Here is a 15640-nt window from a genome sequence, read left to right on the forward strand (position 1 = left end):
TACGCTCCCTTGGTCGCTACGCGACTGGGCGATGAAGCCGCCCACCCCTCCAGGCCACCCTAGCCAACCCCGCACGTGTCGGGTGACGCAATAAGTGAAAAATCAGGTGCTGATTGCAAAGGCTTTTTCACTATTTCTGTCACACCGGGTACAGCGAAGTGACAGAGAAAGTGAAAATTTTCGGCTGACGTGCCTTGAATACTGAAAAATTCAGCGAGCTGGCATGACCTATCGACAGGTCGCTTTCAACCCAAAGCGGCCCTCAGGACGAGGATAGGTTTCTCAAAGACCTACTTGTTAAATAGAAGTGGAACTTCCCAAGCACTTGCCCTACCAGTTACTACCGGTTCAGTCTCTTGGTCGCTGCATAGCCGCCCAAATGCAGTATTAGCTCGCCAGTTGTCTCGCGGAAGCACTCCAGAACCTCAATCCAGCTACTTTCGGGGAAGTTTAGGTCGTACTCTGACAGTCTGAACGAGAATTTGCCATCGTCCCGCACGTTAAACAGCGATGAGGATATGTGCGACCCAGAGAAGTGGATGTAGCCGGAGAGTGTGTCGTAAACGTCCTTAAGCCACGGGTGGTTGCCGATCATCTTGCCGATTAGGTACTTGTCCTTCATCAGCTCGCCAGTCCGGTCCCTCGTCCGATCGATCTGCGCTCCGCTCAGCACATCAAGCGCGAACTTCTCGGGGTCATCAACCAGCCATGCAGCGGAAAACCTGAGCGCCGTGTCGAGGTGAGTGCGCAGCAGGGTTCGCGCCGTGACGAGGTTCCAAGTCTGGACCATCAGGATCATCGCGGCGTTAGCGCTCAGAGTCCGCTTTACTGCACCGAGAACAAACATGTCCATGGCGTACAACTTGCCGTTCGTGTTGGCATGGCCGGACCTATAGTAGTCCATCAACGCTTCTCGGTCGTCGTCCAGCAGCGAGAGGAGTTCGCGGACTTTCGGCGTGTGTTCGGGCGGTTGGACGGACATGGGAGACCTTTCGTTGTCGGTTTCCCATCATACATGGAGGGTTGCCTATGACAGCTCGGGCTACGTCTCACATTCTCAGCAAACGTGGCACACGGTTTTCACTAAGTTGTCACAGTTTTCATGTTTTGTGTCACCCGACAGCACGACAAAGAAAGTAACCACCGCGGCCGCGTATTGGTGACACCGCGGCCGTCCTGCAGGCGATGGCCAGTCACCAAACAGCCAAGGCGCACCGCCGCGTTTCTTGGTGACGCCGGCGCGGACCTTCTAGGGTGACACCAAAAGTGAAAAAGCCCACTGTGTTTTGCATGGGCTTTTTCATCATCTACGTCATATGATCTTATTGGGTGTGATACGGAAATTGAAAAAATTCAGAATCTATGCCGCAGATCGTGAAAAATTTAAGCTACTTAGCTGCATCGCTTACACCGGCCGCAAGGGACCAGCGCCATTAGCATCGCCGATCTGGCGATAGCTCACCGTTCTGTTAAACGGTGGATACATGCTCGTAGAGTCCAAAATTTCATACTGTGCTACCAAGTGACCCTCCAGGTCGAATACTTCATACGATTCGACATCTGCGTCCTGCCCCTTTCGGACGTCACGACGGTCTCCCGTCTTCTTGATGTCATAGGTGGGATCGATCCCTAATTGCTCACGGTAAGACTGGTGCATAGCTTCCTTCTTTGGCGGCACGCGGCCGCATTAGCGGTACGATTTATTCTTCGTCGTCAGGTTGGTCGAGTACGCTCAGTTCCAATTGCATTGAAAGCATGCCTTGCCCAAGGCCTTTAACTTTAGCAAGCAACTCGCTTGGCGATTCCCTGTGAAAATTCAACACATAGTTGTAAACGAGGCCGTCGTTACTTTCGTTCGTATGGATGTCAGGAGCCAGTACATCCAATTCATCAAGCGTTAAGCCAAGGTGACTCGCTAACCGTTGGCTTTGCTCTTCTTCGTGGCGCTCTTCCAGCTGTCGATTGCTCATTTTTCTCGTTCCTCAAGGGTGAAATTATTATCGGCTACAGCCAAGGGTGTAACGCACCAACTGTATGCCAGCAATGACGCTTGCACAACCCTGTACTTTCAGCATCGATACTTTTCACGTACTTGGCACAATTTGCACTTTCTATGTCACCCGACAGACCTGGTGCGCGATCGTTGTCACCAAAACCCGGTTGGTGACACCAGGCCGTCGCCGGCGCCGCGATCGTGTCACCAATCACCCCGCGTTTCGATCCCTCGGCGTTCCGGGCCAGTCGCATCGGGGCTGGCCGGGGTCGGCCCGGCCAAACCCGCCCCTACATGCTCCTGCGCGACAGGGGGTGCCGTCCTGCGGCGGCATCCCGACATGCGTCGGGACTTGAGCCGCCCCCGTTTGCTTGAATCGGGCGTCCTGAAAACCGGCTTGCAGTACCAGGGTAGGGGGGGGCGGACAGCGGCAGGGAAGGGCGGCGGCGGGGCGCGGATCGGCTATATGTTGGCTATTTAAATTGGCTATCAAGGTGTCAATGTCGATTGAAATATATGTGTCCGAATCATTCGTATTGACAACGTAAAATGGTTGCCAAAGATGTTGTCATGGACTATACTAGTTACATGGTGGACGAAACGATTCACCAGCTAAAAAAACCAAACTCAACGTCAACGTAACCTAAAGGAAATGACCATGTTAGCTTCCAAATTTGCCCGCTCCCTGTCGATGATCCGTTCGGAATCGCCCCTGAGCGACGCTCAAATCATGCGCGTTGTTCCATCGATTTACGCAGAAGAAAAACACGCTAGCCGTTCCGGCAGCTACACCTACATTCCGACCAGCAATGTGCTGGAACGCCTGCGTAATGAGGGCTTCTTGCCGTTCATGGCGTGCCAGTCGAAACCACGCGACGAATCGAAGCGCGAACACACGAAACACATGGTGCGTCTGCGTCACGTCAGCCAGATCGTCAGCAAGGAAGCCAACGAAATCGTTCTGTTGAATTCGCACGACGGCACCAGCAGCTATCAAATGCTGGCGGGTAAATTCCGCTTCGTTTGCGCCAACGGGCTGGTATGGGGCGACACCATGAGCGATGTTCGCATCCGGCACAAAGGCAACATCGTTGACAACGTGATCGAAGGCGCTTTCCGCGTGTTGAAAGACTTCGAGCTGGTGGATGGCCAGATTGACGGCATGAAGTCGCTGAAGTTGAACCAAGGCCAGCAGCTTGCTTTCGCACGGTCGGCGCTGGCCTTGAAATATGACACCCAAGTCACCCCGGCCCCTGTCACCGAGCGTCAGATTCTGGCTCCTAAACGGGTTGAGGACCAAGGCGATGATGTCTGGAGCACCTTCAACCGCGTACAGGAACACATGATCGATGGCGGCGTGCGTGGTCGCAACGCCACCGGCCGCCGCATGGAAACCCGGCCAGTAACCGGTATCGCCCAGAACATCCAGTTGAACCGTGCTTTGTGGGTTCTGGCCGAGGAAATGCGCAAGCTGATCGCGTAAGCCGCCACGTAGTGAAGAGAGGAAGGGCGCAAGCCCTTCCCATCGAAGTCAACAGGAAGCGCACGATGAAATCCAACGATCTGAAGTCAGCAGCAGCGCCGGTGCCAACGATCTACGTAGGCGAGGAATTGACCTTGTGCCCCAGCTGCGGCACCCGTACTGAATTGCTCGCGATCCGCGCCAACAACGTGCGCCGCGAAGGTTGCACGAAGTGCGGCCAGCAATACGATGTGGTGGACGACGAGAGTTAATCGAACGTGCGGTAACAGGGGGTACATCATGACATCGCATATCAAGTTTTTTTCGCATCAACACAAGAAGCGCGCCCGAGCTACAGCCAAGCGGCTGGCGGCAATGATGAAGAAATATAACCGTGATCCTGATGCTAATTTTGGCATTAAGAGCGAAGCGGCCGCGCTGGCTACTAGGGCGTCGTACTACCTGCGCCAAGCGGAAGCCAACGGCCGAATTATCCTCACCGACCACGGCGAGCGCCGCCAAGTTTTTCTGAGCCCGTCCAGCAACACGGCCAACACAGACTAGGAAGGAAGCGATCATGACCACCTTACACGTTCCACCACTCGCACAGGTCGATCAAATGATAGGCGAATGCCTGATCGCACTGCCATGCGGCACCGTTACGGATGAACGGCGCGATGAAGTCGTCGCCGCGTGCGCCGGTCCCGTCATGTTGTTGATTGAGGCGGTGCGCTTAGCCGGTGCTGCTGGCCCTGATGCCGAGGCGGTGCTTATCTGCTGCATCCGCCGCCTGTACGCTCAGGCAGAGGAAGCACGCCGGGTCGACCACTTCGCCAACCTGATGAACAAACTGAACCAACACCGCCAAGCAATCCGTGGCATTTGAAATAAAATTGGTGTCACTCGATGCGCCTGGCGCGGCTGGATCTGTCACCATTCGACTTAGAGAGAAAATTATGAGCAAGCCTATGAAGACTGTAACGACCGTGGCCGCCGTGGCCGCCACCCTGCCGGACCTGATCGGCAAGATTGATACCGACCTGAAAGACATCGCCGCGCAAATGGCCGCCTTGAAGAAGGCCGGGTTGATCTACGCCGGAGAGCATATGAAGGACGGTAAATACCTCGTCCTGCTGCACCCTTCGCAAGCTGGCGACAAGCGGGTGCGCGAGTACGTCGGCAAAGACCCGCTGAAGATCAAGGAAGCGCGTGACGCCATTCAGCGCGCGAAGGAGTATGACGAGCTGGGCCGCCAGTCCGAACTGCTGGAGCAGGTTTTGGTGCACGGCCACCGCAGTTTGCAAGAAGCGGCGCGGGTTTTGTCCGATCGCAAGCTGTATTGATCTTTTTGGCGATATAAGGGGATCGATATGCAAACTCAGGAAACCAAGCTGGTAAGCCCATATCGAAACCCTGATTGCCTTCACATTTATTCCAACACATTAAAGGTATCACTATGAGCAAATCCAGTTTTGCTAAGCGACAACTAGCCCCAGATGAAAACTCTTTTTCCTTTGTGTCTAAGGTAGCTGGTGTGGTTTGTCTGATTGCCATACTCTATGGCCTATACGCGATAGGGGCAGCTAGAAAAGAGGAAGCCCGTCAATGGGCGGCGGACGTTGAAAACATCAACAAATATCAAGACGTAGTAGTGCCCCGCAAGTTCACTGTATGGTCAGAGTTGATTGTTCAAAAAGACGGCTCGATTGAGCGCTGGTCTGGCAAGGACTCCGAGATAATTTTTGTCGATTACCAACCATCTTGCGAACATTTTATAGATCGTATCCAGGATGTGCCATGTTGGACTGTTTATGCGCGTACCAAAAACACGGCGCGCTATTTCACTGTGGACGTCAAAGTGAATAGGGAAAACGACTGGCGTATAGAGGTACAGCCAAAACATAACGATGCGACGCTTCAGTCAGTGGTGCGCAAGGCGATGGAGTTGGGGCGAGATGAGGTCGTCAAGCGGCTTGCAGTACCGAAGAACGACGCATAATAGCTTCCGCTGAATTCCGGGTTGTAGGGAGTGCGAGCCAAGCAAACGGGGGCGGCTCAAGTCCCGACGGATGTCGGGATGCCGCCGCAGGACGGCACCCCCTGTCACGCAGGAGCATGTAGGGGCGGGTTTGGCCGGGCCGACCCCGGCCAGCCCCGATGCGACTGGCCCGGAACGGTTGCGCAGTCTGGTATATTGCGTATCAAAAATTATGAAATCAAACCGGGAGCGGGTAGCGCAAACCGGGTTTATTAAAATCAACGTAAGCCGACTATAACGCCCGATTTTCGCGGGCGCGAAAATGACAAAAGAGACATACCGATGACTGCGATTGAAGATGCCGACAAAACGCCCAGCGCGACAAATGACGCCCTTGGAGACGGCGCTGAGTCTTCCCTGATCGACAAGGCAAACGCGCTGGCGGCCAAGGCGCTGGCACAGCCAAAGAAGCGCCGCGCCGCCAAGAAGCTGACGCCGCGAGCGTTTGAGAATACGCAGCTCAGTCTTTTCCAGAATTTCCTTGTCAATACCGACGACGAACGCTCACAACTGGGCAACACGTTTGACCTGTGGGACAGTATCCCCAGGTATTCGGTGTCGCGCCAAACGATGAACAAGATGCGCAGCGCTGACGGAAATCTCAAGCTGCTGAAGCATGATTTTCACTACCGCACCAAAAAATTCCGCGCAGTGATCCAGCCCGCGAAAATCGAGGTGCCGAACGCTTCCGGTGAGATGGTGGAAATGGACTTCTACCCCAGCGCAAACGAAGAGCTGGTGGAAGACGCCTTGCGCAAGATCGCGACGGACCAGCAGCAGGGATTTTTCGACAAGGATGATTACCGCAGTGGCGTCACGTTTTCGCTGCACGCGCTGCGCGAGGAATTGAAGCGCCGAGGCCATGCGCGCTCTTACCAAGAAATCACGATGAGCTTGCGCATTATGGCAAAGAGCAATATCGAGATCATCGACACCAGCGGGATCGGTGATGGCGTGGCGATGAGCAACTACCTCCCCGCGCTGGCCGGGGTGACGCGGGAAGACTTGAACGCTGATGCCAACGCAAAATGGGTGGCTCAGTTCCATCCGCTCGTCACCCGCAGCATCGACGAGCTGACCTACCGCCAGTTCAACTATCACAAGATGATGGCGCACGATGCACAGCTTGCGCGCTGGCTGCATAGGCAAATCGTCTTGAAGTTCACATTCGCGTCACTGGGCCGGGCGTTTGAAATGCGCTTCTCGACCATCAAGCGGGATAGCGCCATGTTCACGGGCTACGCCGAGGGTTCGACGCGGCTAGCCGTCAAGGCGCTGGATGACGCCTTTGCGGAGCTGATACCCCATGTCATCCTGATACTCGATAAAAAGGTCATACGCGGCGACCGCAATAAGATTCTCGATGTGGTGTATTCGTTGTCACCGTCACATGAATTCGTCAAAACGGTGAAAGCGGCAAACAAGCGCATCACACTGGCCGAAGAACGCCTCGGCCGTCCAGCGAATGCCACCGCGTGAGGCGGTAGGTTTCGCTTACAGGTGATCGTGGTGACTCGATCGCGCCGGCGCCGGCTGCACTCTGTCACCAAATGGTGCCAGCGGCCGGGCACCTGGGCAGCGTGCTTGTCACCACCGGCTTGCGAACGTGGCTGGACACTTGGTGACTGGCCAGCTCCTGCAGCGGATCGGAGGCGTCACCAAAGTTCGCCGGGGCTGGACGCTTCGGTAGGTTTGACTTACATATGCGGCAGCAGATCGGCCGGATGTTCCGGCGTGGTAGGTTTTGGTCACACCTACCGCGACCACCTACCGACCAACACGGGTAAAGCGTGGCCGGTAGGTGGTAGGTTTGGCTTACAGCTGGCAAACCGTAGTTCAGGGCCATGCTCGCGACCCGGTAGGTTTGAGTTACAGGTGCGGGGCGCTATGGCTGTTTGGGCACCCTGACCACCGACCGCCGCCAGCACCCCGACTAACGGCCTATCAGCGGCGCGGCGGTCATGGCGGTAGGTTTTGGTTACGGTAGAAGGGGTAGGGAGGTATAGCTTACAGTTCCACGGAAATCACCGTAGGTTTAGCTTACGTGTGGCGGTAGGTTTAGCTTACGGTTCATTTTATTGTGGATTTTGGCGGACTTATCCACAGGTGACGCGGTAGGTATGGCTTACAGTAGGGCGAAAGCCCGGTAGGTATAGCTTACGGGTAAGAAAAATTGCGGTAGGTATAGCTTACAGTTCGGAAGCTGGGCCGCTCCTAGCGCCGAAAAACGCACTTCCAGCCTGTCCCGCACTGCTTAAAAACAGTCTCCCATGGTAGGTTTAGCTTACAGTGAAGAGACGCAAGTTGTTGATTTGCAAGTGTTTTCGAACCATTTTGCCGCCCCTAGTCTTTTTAGCCTTCCCTTTAACCTTCTTTAGTCGTTATACGAGGAGCGCGGGGTAGTAAAAATAGGCCCCCATCCTTACGGATGGGAGGCAAAACCGCCCGCAAGCGGGCTGGACGACCCCCAACAACCACTGCAACAACAGCGCCGCACAGCGGCGAAGCAACCCCAATAAAACCGGTACGCCACCGATACCTGTACGCTCGGTCTAAGCGGCCCGGCCGGTGCGATACCCCCGCCCCAGCCGCCCTGGCCTTACGGCCATCCCTCCGGGACGCTAAGACCCGGATAAATCACGCTCGGCCCGGCGCAAAACCCGCGCCCGGCCGACCGCTCAACCGGGCTGGTGTGCCAGCCTCGCTATCAGCGCCTCGGATTACCCATCGTCAGCAAAAATCGTCTACAGGAGGGTGGTCAAACTCACTCGCCGATGGCTACACGGCCCGCTTGGCGGGCCATCACGCCGCGTTCGCGTGTCATCGCGACTCTGGCGTCATGCTGGCAACAAACAATCACTCTACGGGCCTGTGGTGGACCGACGATCCTCGTGCGCGCCGCCTCACATGTGCGCGTGATGACTCCAGCGTTGACCAGGTGCGCGGCCGCTGTCACCAAGCGACGGCTGCGGCCGGGTGCTGGGCGGTCAACACGAAGCACAAATAAGAGCTTGGCATTACCGGCCATGCGTTACCATGCAAAATCAACAACCAACAAAGGTCAATATGACAAATCAAACATGGGCTATCCTATTTACCGATAAGACCGGTGAATCACACGAGCTTGAATTCGAATGGCATGAACAGCCATCGCTTGAAGAAGCCGCCAGCCACATCGTTCGCCAGCATCAAGAAGGCCAGCAGCAACCGGAGATCATAGACATCCTTCGCACGGACCAGACGCCGAAGCAAACGCAGATGGCATATTTCGGCTACAAAATCATAGACATCAAATTGGTTGATGATTCGGACGCGTAGCTGTCACCCCCACAAAGCGGCTTAAGCCAGTTGACTGTTCCACTGCACCTCCAACCCCAAAAACCGAGCCACCGGCCGCCGATGACGGCGGCCAAAACACGGCGAAACACCGCGCCGGTCCCAAAAAGGACAAATAGAGTGGCCCAAATATCACTAGCCAATTAAAACCGCTGCTGGTATTCTTGGCTATGGTTTAAGTAGATGGCTAATTCAGGTATACCCTACTTGGCCGCATTCTTATTGTATATTTATCTACTTTATTCAAGAGCCGGTTCGGACAGTGCTATATCGGACCTATGGAAGAATAACGAGGGGAAAATTAATGGATTTTATTGCCCGTATTTTTGCCAGTTTTTGCTCTTGGTATAAATCAATTCCTTGGGATGAAGATTTTACCTATGGCGGCCCAGCAGGCGGCAGTACCAATATCGATGGCACGCCCATGCATGATGGATTAACCGACATCAAGGGCAATCCTTACGGGATTATTGACAATCAAGACTAGGGAACATTAATGGCACCGACTATCGACAACATAGCGGCAGCGCAGCGCTGGCGCAACCAGTGGGGCTACAACGGCCGAGGTGGCGTTATTGTGTTACTGAATGGCGAAGTGCAAAGCTGGGTTAACCAACTCCGCAATCCAGAACACTGGCAACCTGGTTGCATTGCTGTCGATGAAGACGGCAAGAGCTGGACCACTATCGCCGGTAATGAACTGGATGGTGCCCTGATGTGGTTGCCGAATACCCCTATCCCAAACTGATGAAAATTTCATGAAAGTTGCACGCATCTACCAACGTGTGAGCACCGCCGAGCAAGACTTAACGCGGCAGGCAGCTATCGAGGATGCCGCCACGGCGGCCGGTTTCTACATTGCCGGTGTCTACCGGGAAAAGGCTTCAGGCGCTCGGGCCGACCGGCCCGAGCTGCTGCGCATGATCGCGGACCTGCGACCCGGCGATGTGGTCATCGCGGAAAGTATCGACCGCATCAGTCGGTTGCCGCTTGAGGAAGCCGAGAAGCTTGTCGCCTCGATCAAGGCCACTGGAGCCAAGCTGTCGGTGCCGGGCATTGTGGACCTGTCGGATATCGCGGCCGCGTCAGATGGCGTCGCCAAGATCGTGCTGGAATCTGTTCAGGATTTGTTGATGAGGATAGCGCTTCAGATGGCGCGGGACGACTACGAGCAGCGCCGCGAGCGGCAGCGCCAAGGCGTCGCACTGGCGAAGTCCGATGGCAAATACAAGGGCCGCAAAACCGATCAAACGACCCATGAGCGCATCGTAGCGCTGCGCGCTGGCAAGCACACCATCGCGGAGACTGCGAGGCTTGCGGGCTGTTCCCACAGCCAAGTCAAACGGGTATGGGCTATGCACCAAGCTCAGACGGCGTAGACTTTCGGCAGCTCATCCCAACGCGTCGTGTAGCACGGCGTCTTGTTTTCCGCCTTCATCGCCCAGCGCTGCACCAGACCGGCCGAACCGATGTGCAATGCATCGCGGCCGAAACGCTGGTTGAGCGCATCGAGCGTCGCCATTACGCGGGCCGAGTTCTCGCGGGGCGGCCGGGTGTCGAACAGCATGCCTTGACTGATCGAGTTGGCTTGCAGGTCCATCAACATCACTCCCGCCTTTTTGTACTGAAAGCCTTCGCGGTAGATGATACCCAGCCCTTGCAGCGCGGCGGCCGCCAGTATGCGGTTGTCGTCGGTCGGCTCGATGAGCGGCACCGTCAAGCCGTTGCTGTACTGCGGGTCTTGCTCCCTGAATGGATTGGTGTGCACGAACACATGCACCGCGCCGCACCGCGAGGCTTGTCCGCGCAGCTTTTCGGCCGCCCTGGCGATGTAGGTCGACACGGCTTCTTCCAGCTCCATGAGGCTTACCGCCATCGTGCCGAACGACTTGGACGACACGATTTCCTTGCGCGGCGGCGCAACCTCTTCCAGCGCAAGGCAGGATAGCCCGCGCAGTTCCTGACAGGTGCGCTCCATCACCACGCCGAACCGGGCACGTATATCTCGCGGCGAGGCGTCTTTCAGATCCTGCACCGTATGGATACCCATGTCGGCCAGCTTGGCAGCGATGCGGCGGCCGACGCCCCACACCTCGCCTACGTCGATGCGGACAAACAACCAGTGCATGCGGGCGGCCGACATCGATGTCAGGTCGCACACGCTGTCGAACAGCGGGAATTTCTTGGCGATGTGGTTGGCGAGCTTGGCTTGCGTCTTCGAAGCTCCTACGCCCACGCACACCGGCAGGGTCGTCCATTGCAGGATGCGTTGCCGGATGTTCTGCCCCATCGCCGTAGGGCTGTCCCACAGCCCACCCATGCCGTTCAGCGATAGGAACGACTCGTCTATCGAGTACACCTCTACATGCGGGCTGTAGGTCCGCAGAATGGTCATAATGCGGTTGCTCATATCGCCGTACAAAGTGTAGTTCGAACTCAGGCCGATGATGCCGTGCTGTCGGGCCAAATCCTTCATCTGGAACCAAGGCGTGCCCATCTTGACGCCTAACGCCTTCACCTCGTTTGAGCGCGCCACCGCGCAGCCGTCATTGTTCGACAGCACTACCACTGGCCGCCCTTGCAGCTTGGGATTGAAGGCCCGCTCGCAACTGACATACATGTTGTTCACGTCCACGAGCGCAAAGAGCTGTTGGTGCGGGTTCGGCATATCAGACCCGGTATTTACGAATGACGCCAGTCACGACGCCCCAGATTTGCAGCTCCTGCCCGTCGATGAGCCGGATCGGTGCATAGGCCTTATTCTCGGGGTGCAGTTCGATGACGCCTTGGCGCTTGTGGAGCCGTTTTAGCGTGTACTCGCCATCAATCACCGCCAGCACGTAGTGTCCGTGAACAGGCGTGACGGAACGATCCACCAGCACGATATCGCCGTCCATGATGCCGATGCCCGACATACTATCGCCCACGACCATGAAGAAAAATGAGGCTTCCTTGTGCTGCACCAGGAAGGCGTTAAGGTCCAGCCCTTTTTCCACGTAGTCGGCAGCTGGGGAGGGAAATCCGGCGGAAATTTTATGCTGCACCAGCGGGCGCATGCTGAAGGGCGCGTTAAGGCTGGCCGGTTGGATCGCGCCGGATGGCGGCGATTCCATAATTTCCAATGGGGGCATGCTGGTCATTTTCCTAAATCCAATTACTGTGTTTTTGTACAGTATCGGCAGTATAGCGCCGCAAGTCCAGCACTGGAAGGGCAGTTGCGGTTTTTGCGGGTGCCGTCGTTTGATCGGGCCGCCAAGGCGTTAAAAACCTAAAGGCAGAATCCGGGGCTTTTTTTCGCGTGCGCGAAAAAACCGGGATGCCCATTACGGAGCGCGGTCGCTTACGCTCCCTTGGTCGCTACGCGACTGGGCGATGAAGCCGCCCACCCCTCCAGGCCACCCTAGCCAACCCCGCACGACAAAGAAAGTAACCACCGCAGCCGCGTATTGGTGACGCCGCGGCCGTCCTGCAGGCGATGGCCAGTCACCAAACGGGCAAGGCGCACCGCCGCGTTTCTTGGTGACGCCGACGCGGACCTGGTGCGCGATCGCTGACACCAAAACCCGGTTGGTGACACAAGGCCTTCGCCGGCGCCGCGATCGTGTCACCAATCACCCCGCGTTTCGATCCCTCGGCGTTCCGGGGCAGTCGCATCGGGGCTGGCCGGGGTCGGCCCGGCCAAACCCGCCCCTACATGCTCCTGCGTGACAGGGGGTGCCGTCCTGCGGCGGCATCCCGACATGCGTCGGGACTTGAGCCGCCCCCGTTTGCTTGGTTCAGGCGTCCTTAAAACCGGCTTGCAGTACCAGGGTAGGGGGCGGCCAGCGGCAGGGAAGGGCGGCGGCGGGGCGCGGATCGGCTATATATTGGCTATTTAAATTGTCTATCATGTTGCGATTATCGATTAACAAATATGCACCTTATTGCCATCAATGACAACCAAAACAAGTTGTCAAACATGTTGTCATGGACTATAATAATTACATGGTGGACGAAACGATTCACCAGCAAAAAATCAGTTTCACGTCAACGTAAGTAATCGGAGATTGCAAAATGAACAAAGGTTTCTGGCTTGGTTTTGTGACGGCAGTAATCATCATCCTGCCGACTGTGGTTGTTTTGTTCTACAAGCTCGATCAAATGTTCGGTCTTCATTAAGTGCCCGGCCCCGGTTCAGTCCGGGGCCATCGAAAACCCTCACTTTTAAGGAGTATCAAAATGGCCTCAGTCAACAAAGTAATCATCGTCGGCAACCTCGGCCGCGATCCTGAAATCCGCTACATGCCAAGCGGCGACGCCATCGCCAATATCGCCGTGGCGACCAGCTACCACCAAAAGGACCGCAATACCGGCGAGCAGAAGGAGCTGACCGAGTGGCACCGTATCGCCTTCTTCGGCCGTCTTGCCGAAATCGTCGGCCAATATCTGAAAAAGGGTTCGTCGGTCTACGTGGAAGGCCGCTTGCAAACGCGAAAATACACCGACAAGGATGGCGTGGAACGCTACGCAACAGATATCATCGCGGAGCAAATGCAAATGCTGGGTGGCCCGGCTGGTGCAAACCGCGATGCCGGTCAACAGTATGGCGACGCCCAGCAGCAAACCCCGGCCAGCGCTCCAGCCGCGCCAGCCGCCAAGCCAACGCCCGCAGCGGCCGCGCCTAGAGGCAAGCAGAGGCCCCGGCCAGCGCCGCAGCCTGAAAGCGTAGCGGGCGATAACGATATTCCGATCTAGACCGGCCGCTTGCCATGCTGGTATTTTCCCAGCATGGCAAGCAAAATGTGTTGCCATTGGAGGGGCGAGACTATAATTGCCCCCGGATAATGATGCTTAATCAGTCAACGTACAGAAATTAAGAGGCTCCTATGAGTATCCTAGCTGTGACAAACCAGAAAAGCGTCGGTAAAACGGCCATTGTGTTCAATGTGACGCACAAGGCCGCCGATGCCGACAAAAGCGTCTTGATTGTGTCTCTCGATGCTCAAGGCAGCCTTGAACTGGTTTTGCCGAAGGCGGACGAGACGCAAACGAATTTGATGGCTTACGAGCTGTTCGAGGAGGAGTTGCCATCAACGCCGCTCGAATATCTGACCGACAAAGTCGCTTTCGTGCGCGCCCGCGATCCACGCATGTTCGACCTGGACACCAAGGGCGAGGAATACGTGCAACGGTTCAGGAAGAACTTACGCAAGCTGGCCAAGGGCTTCGATTTCTGCATCATCGACACGCCGGGCCGTATCTGCATGCCGCTGACCGCCAGCATGGCCGCCGCTGATGTGGTGCTGTGCCCGACATCGATGGGGCTGTTCGAGCTGGACGCGCTGGCCCAGCTTTGGAAGTTCATCCAGTCCATCAAAAAGGGCGGCCTGAACCCGCAATTGCGCCTGATGGGCATTCTGCCGAGCTTAATCAACACCAAGAGCAAGGACGAATTGAAGGGGCTGGAAGAATTGCGCGAGAGTTTCGGCAAGGCTGTCTTGCCTTTGCAGTTGTCGCGCAATGCGGCCGTCCACAAGTCGATCATCAACCGCCGCCCGGTTTGGCAGAACACCAACGGACAGGGGCACCGCAACGCCGCCGCCGAGTGGAAACAGGTGTGTGATTTTGTTCTGACGAACATGGGAGTATTGAAATGAAGAAGAATTCTTTGTCGGCCAAGACTTCGGCCCCGAAAGTAACAGGTAATGCTTTCGCCGGTATGAGCGACGTGCTGAGCGCTGGATTTGGCGACATCATCAACGAGAGCGAGTACAACGTTGCCGTCCTCAAGCTGACGGACATCTACGTCAGCCCTCAGATTCGTGAGGAAATGGAGGACGATGAAAACACGCTAGACGAGCTGCAAGCGAGCGTTGAGGAACACGGTGTATTCCAATCGGTGCTGGTGCGCCCGATGGAAAACGGCCCGGCCCCCTTCGAGCTGGTGGCAGGTGGACGGCGCTATTTTGTCTCCGAACGTGCGCAGAAAATCGACATTCCGGCCCTCATCAAGAAAATGACGAATGCCGAGGCTGCCACCATCCAGATGCAGGAGAACATTCAGCGCAAGAACCTGACGCAGTTTGAGCTTGCCAAGCGCATACAGAAGGATTTGGACGATCTGGGCAACACCGAGGCGGTGCTCAAGAAGCACAATAAAGGCCGCGCTTGGCTGTCGCAAATTCTGTCCCTGCTCAAGCTGCCGGAACAAGCAAAACGCCTCGTCACCGAGAAAATTAGCGCCGATCTGGACGTCATCAACGGCGTGAAGGTGATCGAAAAGGTCAATCCTGCGGCCGCCAAAGAACTGGTGGACAGTCTGAAACAGTCCAAGGGCAAGGAAGACACCCGCAAGAAGGTGAACGAGGTCAAGGCTAAGGTCAAGCCGAAAGCGGAGAAGGGCGACAAGGCGAAGGCTGAAACGGCCGCCGATAAGACGGGCGACATTTTCGCGGGCGCGAAAATTGAAGCACCGATACCGCCGCAGCCAGACGCACCCGAGCAGATCGAGCGCCCCGGCCCGGCGCTCGCACCGTGGGACATACTGACCAACGCTTACGGCCTGATCTACGAAAGCGGAGCTAATCCGAAAGTGTTCATGGAAACTCTGGCGCCGGAGGACCGGGCGAACGTCAAGGACTGGCTGCAATCGATCTTCAACGCTGGCCGCGCATGCAAAGCCCTGTCCCAAGCCATCATGAAAGGACTGCGGGACCATACCTTTGCCGAAGAAGGGCCGGGCGCTTTCGCCATGATCGCTTTCCTGCAAGGTGCAGATATCGAAGTAGAAACCTTCAACGCGGTTGATATACTAGGCCAAGTTAAGAAGTAG

Annotated in this window: 19 protein-coding genes; 14 read left to right on the forward strand and 5 right to left on the reverse strand. The window is 56.3% G+C overall.

Going from position 1 to position 15640, the window contains the following annotated elements:
- Positions 1-340: 340 nt before the first annotated feature.
- The 3 genes from RUGAMON1_RS31500 to RUGAMON1_RS31510 all read right to left on the reverse strand — a co-directional run bounded on the left by RUGAMON1_RS31500 (position 341) and on the right by RUGAMON1_RS31510 (position 1970).
- Positions 341-982, reverse strand: coding sequence for a hypothetical protein (locus tag RUGAMON1_RS31500; protein ID WP_445234215.1), 642 nt, complete (start codon positions 980-982; stop codon positions 341-343).
- Between the two features lie 423 nt (positions 983-1405).
- Entirely contained in the window at positions 1406-1657 is a 252-nt protein-coding gene (locus tag RUGAMON1_RS31505) for a hypothetical protein (protein ID WP_445234216.1), read from the reverse strand.
- A gap of 43 nt (positions 1658-1700) precedes the next feature.
- Entirely contained in the window at positions 1701-1970 is a 270-nt protein-coding gene (locus RUGAMON1_RS31510; protein ID WP_445234217.1) for a hypothetical protein, read from the reverse strand.
- Positions 1971-2651: 681 nt separating this feature from the next.
- Here RUGAMON1_RS31510 and RUGAMON1_RS31515 point away from each other — a divergent pair.
- The 11 genes from RUGAMON1_RS31515 (at position 2652) to RUGAMON1_RS31565 (ending at position 10208) form a co-directional block, all read left to right on the forward strand.
- Entirely contained in the window at positions 2652-3476 is an 825-nt protein-coding gene (locus RUGAMON1_RS31515; protein WP_445234218.1) for a DUF932 domain-containing protein, read from the forward strand.
- 65 nt (positions 3477-3541) lie between these two features.
- A complete protein-coding gene (locus RUGAMON1_RS31520) occupies positions 3542-3727 on the forward strand; it encodes a hypothetical protein (RefSeq protein ID WP_445234219.1) in 186 nt (61 codons plus the stop codon).
- A gap of 28 nt (positions 3728-3755) precedes the next feature.
- Positions 3756-4019 carry a hypothetical protein gene (locus RUGAMON1_RS31525; RefSeq protein WP_445234220.1) on the forward strand — a complete coding sequence of 88 codons (264 nt, stop codon included), beginning with the start codon at positions 3756-3758 and terminating at the stop codon, positions 4017-4019.
- Positions 4020-4032: 13 nt separating this feature from the next.
- Positions 4033-4341: a hypothetical protein gene (locus tag RUGAMON1_RS31530; RefSeq protein WP_445234221.1), complete on the forward strand. Its 309-nt coding sequence runs from the start codon at positions 4033-4035 to the stop codon at positions 4339-4341.
- A gap of 82 nt (positions 4342-4423) precedes the next feature.
- Positions 4424-4798, forward strand: a complete 375-nt coding sequence (locus tag RUGAMON1_RS31535) for a hypothetical protein (RefSeq protein ID WP_445234222.1) — start codon at positions 4424-4426, stop codon at positions 4796-4798.
- A gap of 113 nt (positions 4799-4911) precedes the next feature.
- On the forward strand, positions 4912-5454 hold the full coding sequence (locus RUGAMON1_RS31540; RefSeq protein ID WP_445234223.1) for a hypothetical protein: 543 nt from the start codon (positions 4912-4914) through the stop codon (positions 5452-5454).
- Between the two features lie 321 nt (positions 5455-5775).
- Entirely contained in the window at positions 5776-6972 is a 1197-nt protein-coding gene (locus tag RUGAMON1_RS31545) for a hypothetical protein (RefSeq protein ID WP_445234224.1), read from the forward strand.
- Between the two features lie 1557 nt (positions 6973-8529).
- A complete protein-coding gene (locus RUGAMON1_RS31550) occupies positions 8530-8811 on the forward strand; it encodes a hypothetical protein (RefSeq protein WP_445234225.1) in 282 nt (93 codons plus the stop codon).
- Positions 8812-9133: 322 nt separating this feature from the next.
- Positions 9134-9316, forward strand: coding sequence for a hypothetical protein (locus tag RUGAMON1_RS31555; RefSeq protein WP_445234226.1), 183 nt, complete (start codon positions 9134-9136; stop codon positions 9314-9316).
- A gap of 9 nt (positions 9317-9325) precedes the next feature.
- Positions 9326-9577 (forward strand): hypothetical protein, encoded by a 252-nt coding sequence (locus RUGAMON1_RS31560; RefSeq protein WP_445234227.1) that lies wholly within the window; start codon positions 9326-9328, stop codon positions 9575-9577.
- Between the two features lie 10 nt (positions 9578-9587).
- The gene (locus RUGAMON1_RS31565) at positions 9588-10208 is read left to right on the forward strand and encodes a recombinase family protein (RefSeq protein WP_445234228.1); all 621 of its coding nucleotides are present in this window, start codon (positions 9588-9590) and stop codon (positions 10206-10208) included.
- On the opposite strand, the gene RUGAMON1_RS31570 is transcribed toward RUGAMON1_RS31565, so the two are convergent.
- Together RUGAMON1_RS31570 and RUGAMON1_RS31575 are read right to left on the reverse strand one after the other, a co-directional pair.
- Positions 10196-11497, reverse strand: a complete 1302-nt coding sequence (locus RUGAMON1_RS31570; protein ID WP_445234229.1) for a Y-family DNA polymerase — start codon at positions 11495-11497, stop codon at positions 10196-10198. The genes RUGAMON1_RS31565 and RUGAMON1_RS31570 overlap by 13 nt on opposite strands.
- 1 nt (position 11498) lies before the next feature.
- Complete coding sequence (locus RUGAMON1_RS31575) at positions 11499-11969, reverse strand: LexA family protein (protein WP_445234230.1); 471 nt, start codon at positions 11967-11969, stop codon at positions 11499-11501.
- A gap of 1078 nt (positions 11970-13047) precedes the next feature.
- On the opposite strand from RUGAMON1_RS31575, the gene ssb reads away from it, so the two are divergent.
- From ssb to RUGAMON1_RS31590, 3 genes are all read left to right on the forward strand, one after another.
- Positions 13048-13563, forward strand: a complete 516-nt coding sequence (gene ssb, locus RUGAMON1_RS31580) for a single-stranded DNA-binding protein (protein ID WP_445234231.1) — start codon at positions 13048-13050, stop codon at positions 13561-13563.
- A gap of 131 nt (positions 13564-13694) precedes the next feature.
- Positions 13695-14465, forward strand: coding sequence for a ParA family protein (locus RUGAMON1_RS31585; protein ID WP_445234232.1), 771 nt, complete (start codon positions 13695-13697; stop codon positions 14463-14465).
- A complete protein-coding gene (locus RUGAMON1_RS31590; protein ID WP_445234233.1) occupies positions 14462-15640 on the forward strand; it encodes a ParB/RepB/Spo0J family partition protein in 1179 nt (392 codons plus the stop codon). Before RUGAMON1_RS31585 ends, RUGAMON1_RS31590 begins: the two co-directional genes overlap by 4 nt.

This window comes from Duganella rhizosphaerae, from assembly GCF_040364205.1.
GTDB classification, from domain to species: Bacteria; Pseudomonadota; Gammaproteobacteria; order Burkholderiales; family Burkholderiaceae_D; genus Rugamonas; species Rugamonas rhizosphaerae.

Excerpts from the sequence above, each read along its gene's own strand:
- RUGAMON1_RS31500 (WP_445234215.1), bottom strand. The coding sequence starts at position 982 with ATGTCCGTCCAACCGCCCGAACACACGCCGAAAGTCCGCGAACTCCTC.
- RUGAMON1_RS31505 (WP_445234216.1), bottom strand. The coding sequence starts at position 1,657 with ATGCACCAGTCTTACCGTGAGCAATTAGGGATCGATCCCACCTATGAC.
- RUGAMON1_RS31510 (WP_445234217.1), bottom strand. The coding sequence starts at position 1,970 with ATGAGCAATCGACAGCTGGAAGAGCGCCACGAAGAAGAGCAAAGCCAA.
- RUGAMON1_RS31515 (WP_445234218.1), top strand. The coding sequence starts at position 2,652 with ATGTTAGCTTCCAAATTTGCCCGCTCCCTGTCGATGATCCGTTCGGAA.
- RUGAMON1_RS31520 (WP_445234219.1), top strand. The coding sequence starts at position 3,542 with ATGAAATCCAACGATCTGAAGTCAGCAGCAGCGCCGGTGCCAACGATC.
- RUGAMON1_RS31525 (WP_445234220.1), top strand. The coding sequence starts at position 3,756 with ATGACATCGCATATCAAGTTTTTTTCGCATCAACACAAGAAGCGCGCC.
- RUGAMON1_RS31530 (WP_445234221.1), top strand. The coding sequence starts at position 4,033 with ATGACCACCTTACACGTTCCACCACTCGCACAGGTCGATCAAATGATA.
- RUGAMON1_RS31535 (WP_445234222.1), top strand. The coding sequence starts at position 4,424 with ATGAAGACTGTAACGACCGTGGCCGCCGTGGCCGCCACCCTGCCGGAC.
- RUGAMON1_RS31540 (WP_445234223.1), top strand. The coding sequence starts at position 4,912 with ATGAGCAAATCCAGTTTTGCTAAGCGACAACTAGCCCCAGATGAAAAC.
- RUGAMON1_RS31545 (WP_445234224.1), top strand. The coding sequence starts at position 5,776 with ATGACTGCGATTGAAGATGCCGACAAAACGCCCAGCGCGACAAATGAC.
- RUGAMON1_RS31550 (WP_445234225.1), top strand. The coding sequence starts at position 8,530 with ATGCAAAATCAACAACCAACAAAGGTCAATATGACAAATCAAACATGG.
- RUGAMON1_RS31555 (WP_445234226.1), top strand. The coding sequence starts at position 9,134 with ATGGATTTTATTGCCCGTATTTTTGCCAGTTTTTGCTCTTGGTATAAA.
- RUGAMON1_RS31560 (WP_445234227.1), top strand. The coding sequence starts at position 9,326 with ATGGCACCGACTATCGACAACATAGCGGCAGCGCAGCGCTGGCGCAAC.
- RUGAMON1_RS31565 (WP_445234228.1), top strand. The coding sequence starts at position 9,588 with ATGAAAGTTGCACGCATCTACCAACGTGTGAGCACCGCCGAGCAAGAC.
- RUGAMON1_RS31570 (WP_445234229.1), bottom strand. The coding sequence starts at position 11,497 with ATGCCGAACCCGCACCAACAGCTCTTTGCGCTCGTGGACGTGAACAAC.
- RUGAMON1_RS31575 (WP_445234230.1), bottom strand. The coding sequence starts at position 11,969 with ATGACCAGCATGCCCCCATTGGAAATTATGGAATCGCCGCCATCCGGC.
- ssb (WP_445234231.1), top strand. The coding sequence starts at position 13,048 with ATGGCCTCAGTCAACAAAGTAATCATCGTCGGCAACCTCGGCCGCGAT.
- RUGAMON1_RS31585 (WP_445234232.1), top strand. The coding sequence starts at position 13,695 with ATGAGTATCCTAGCTGTGACAAACCAGAAAAGCGTCGGTAAAACGGCC.
- RUGAMON1_RS31590 (WP_445234233.1), top strand. The coding sequence starts at position 14,462 with ATGAAGAAGAATTCTTTGTCGGCCAAGACTTCGGCCCCGAAAGTAACA.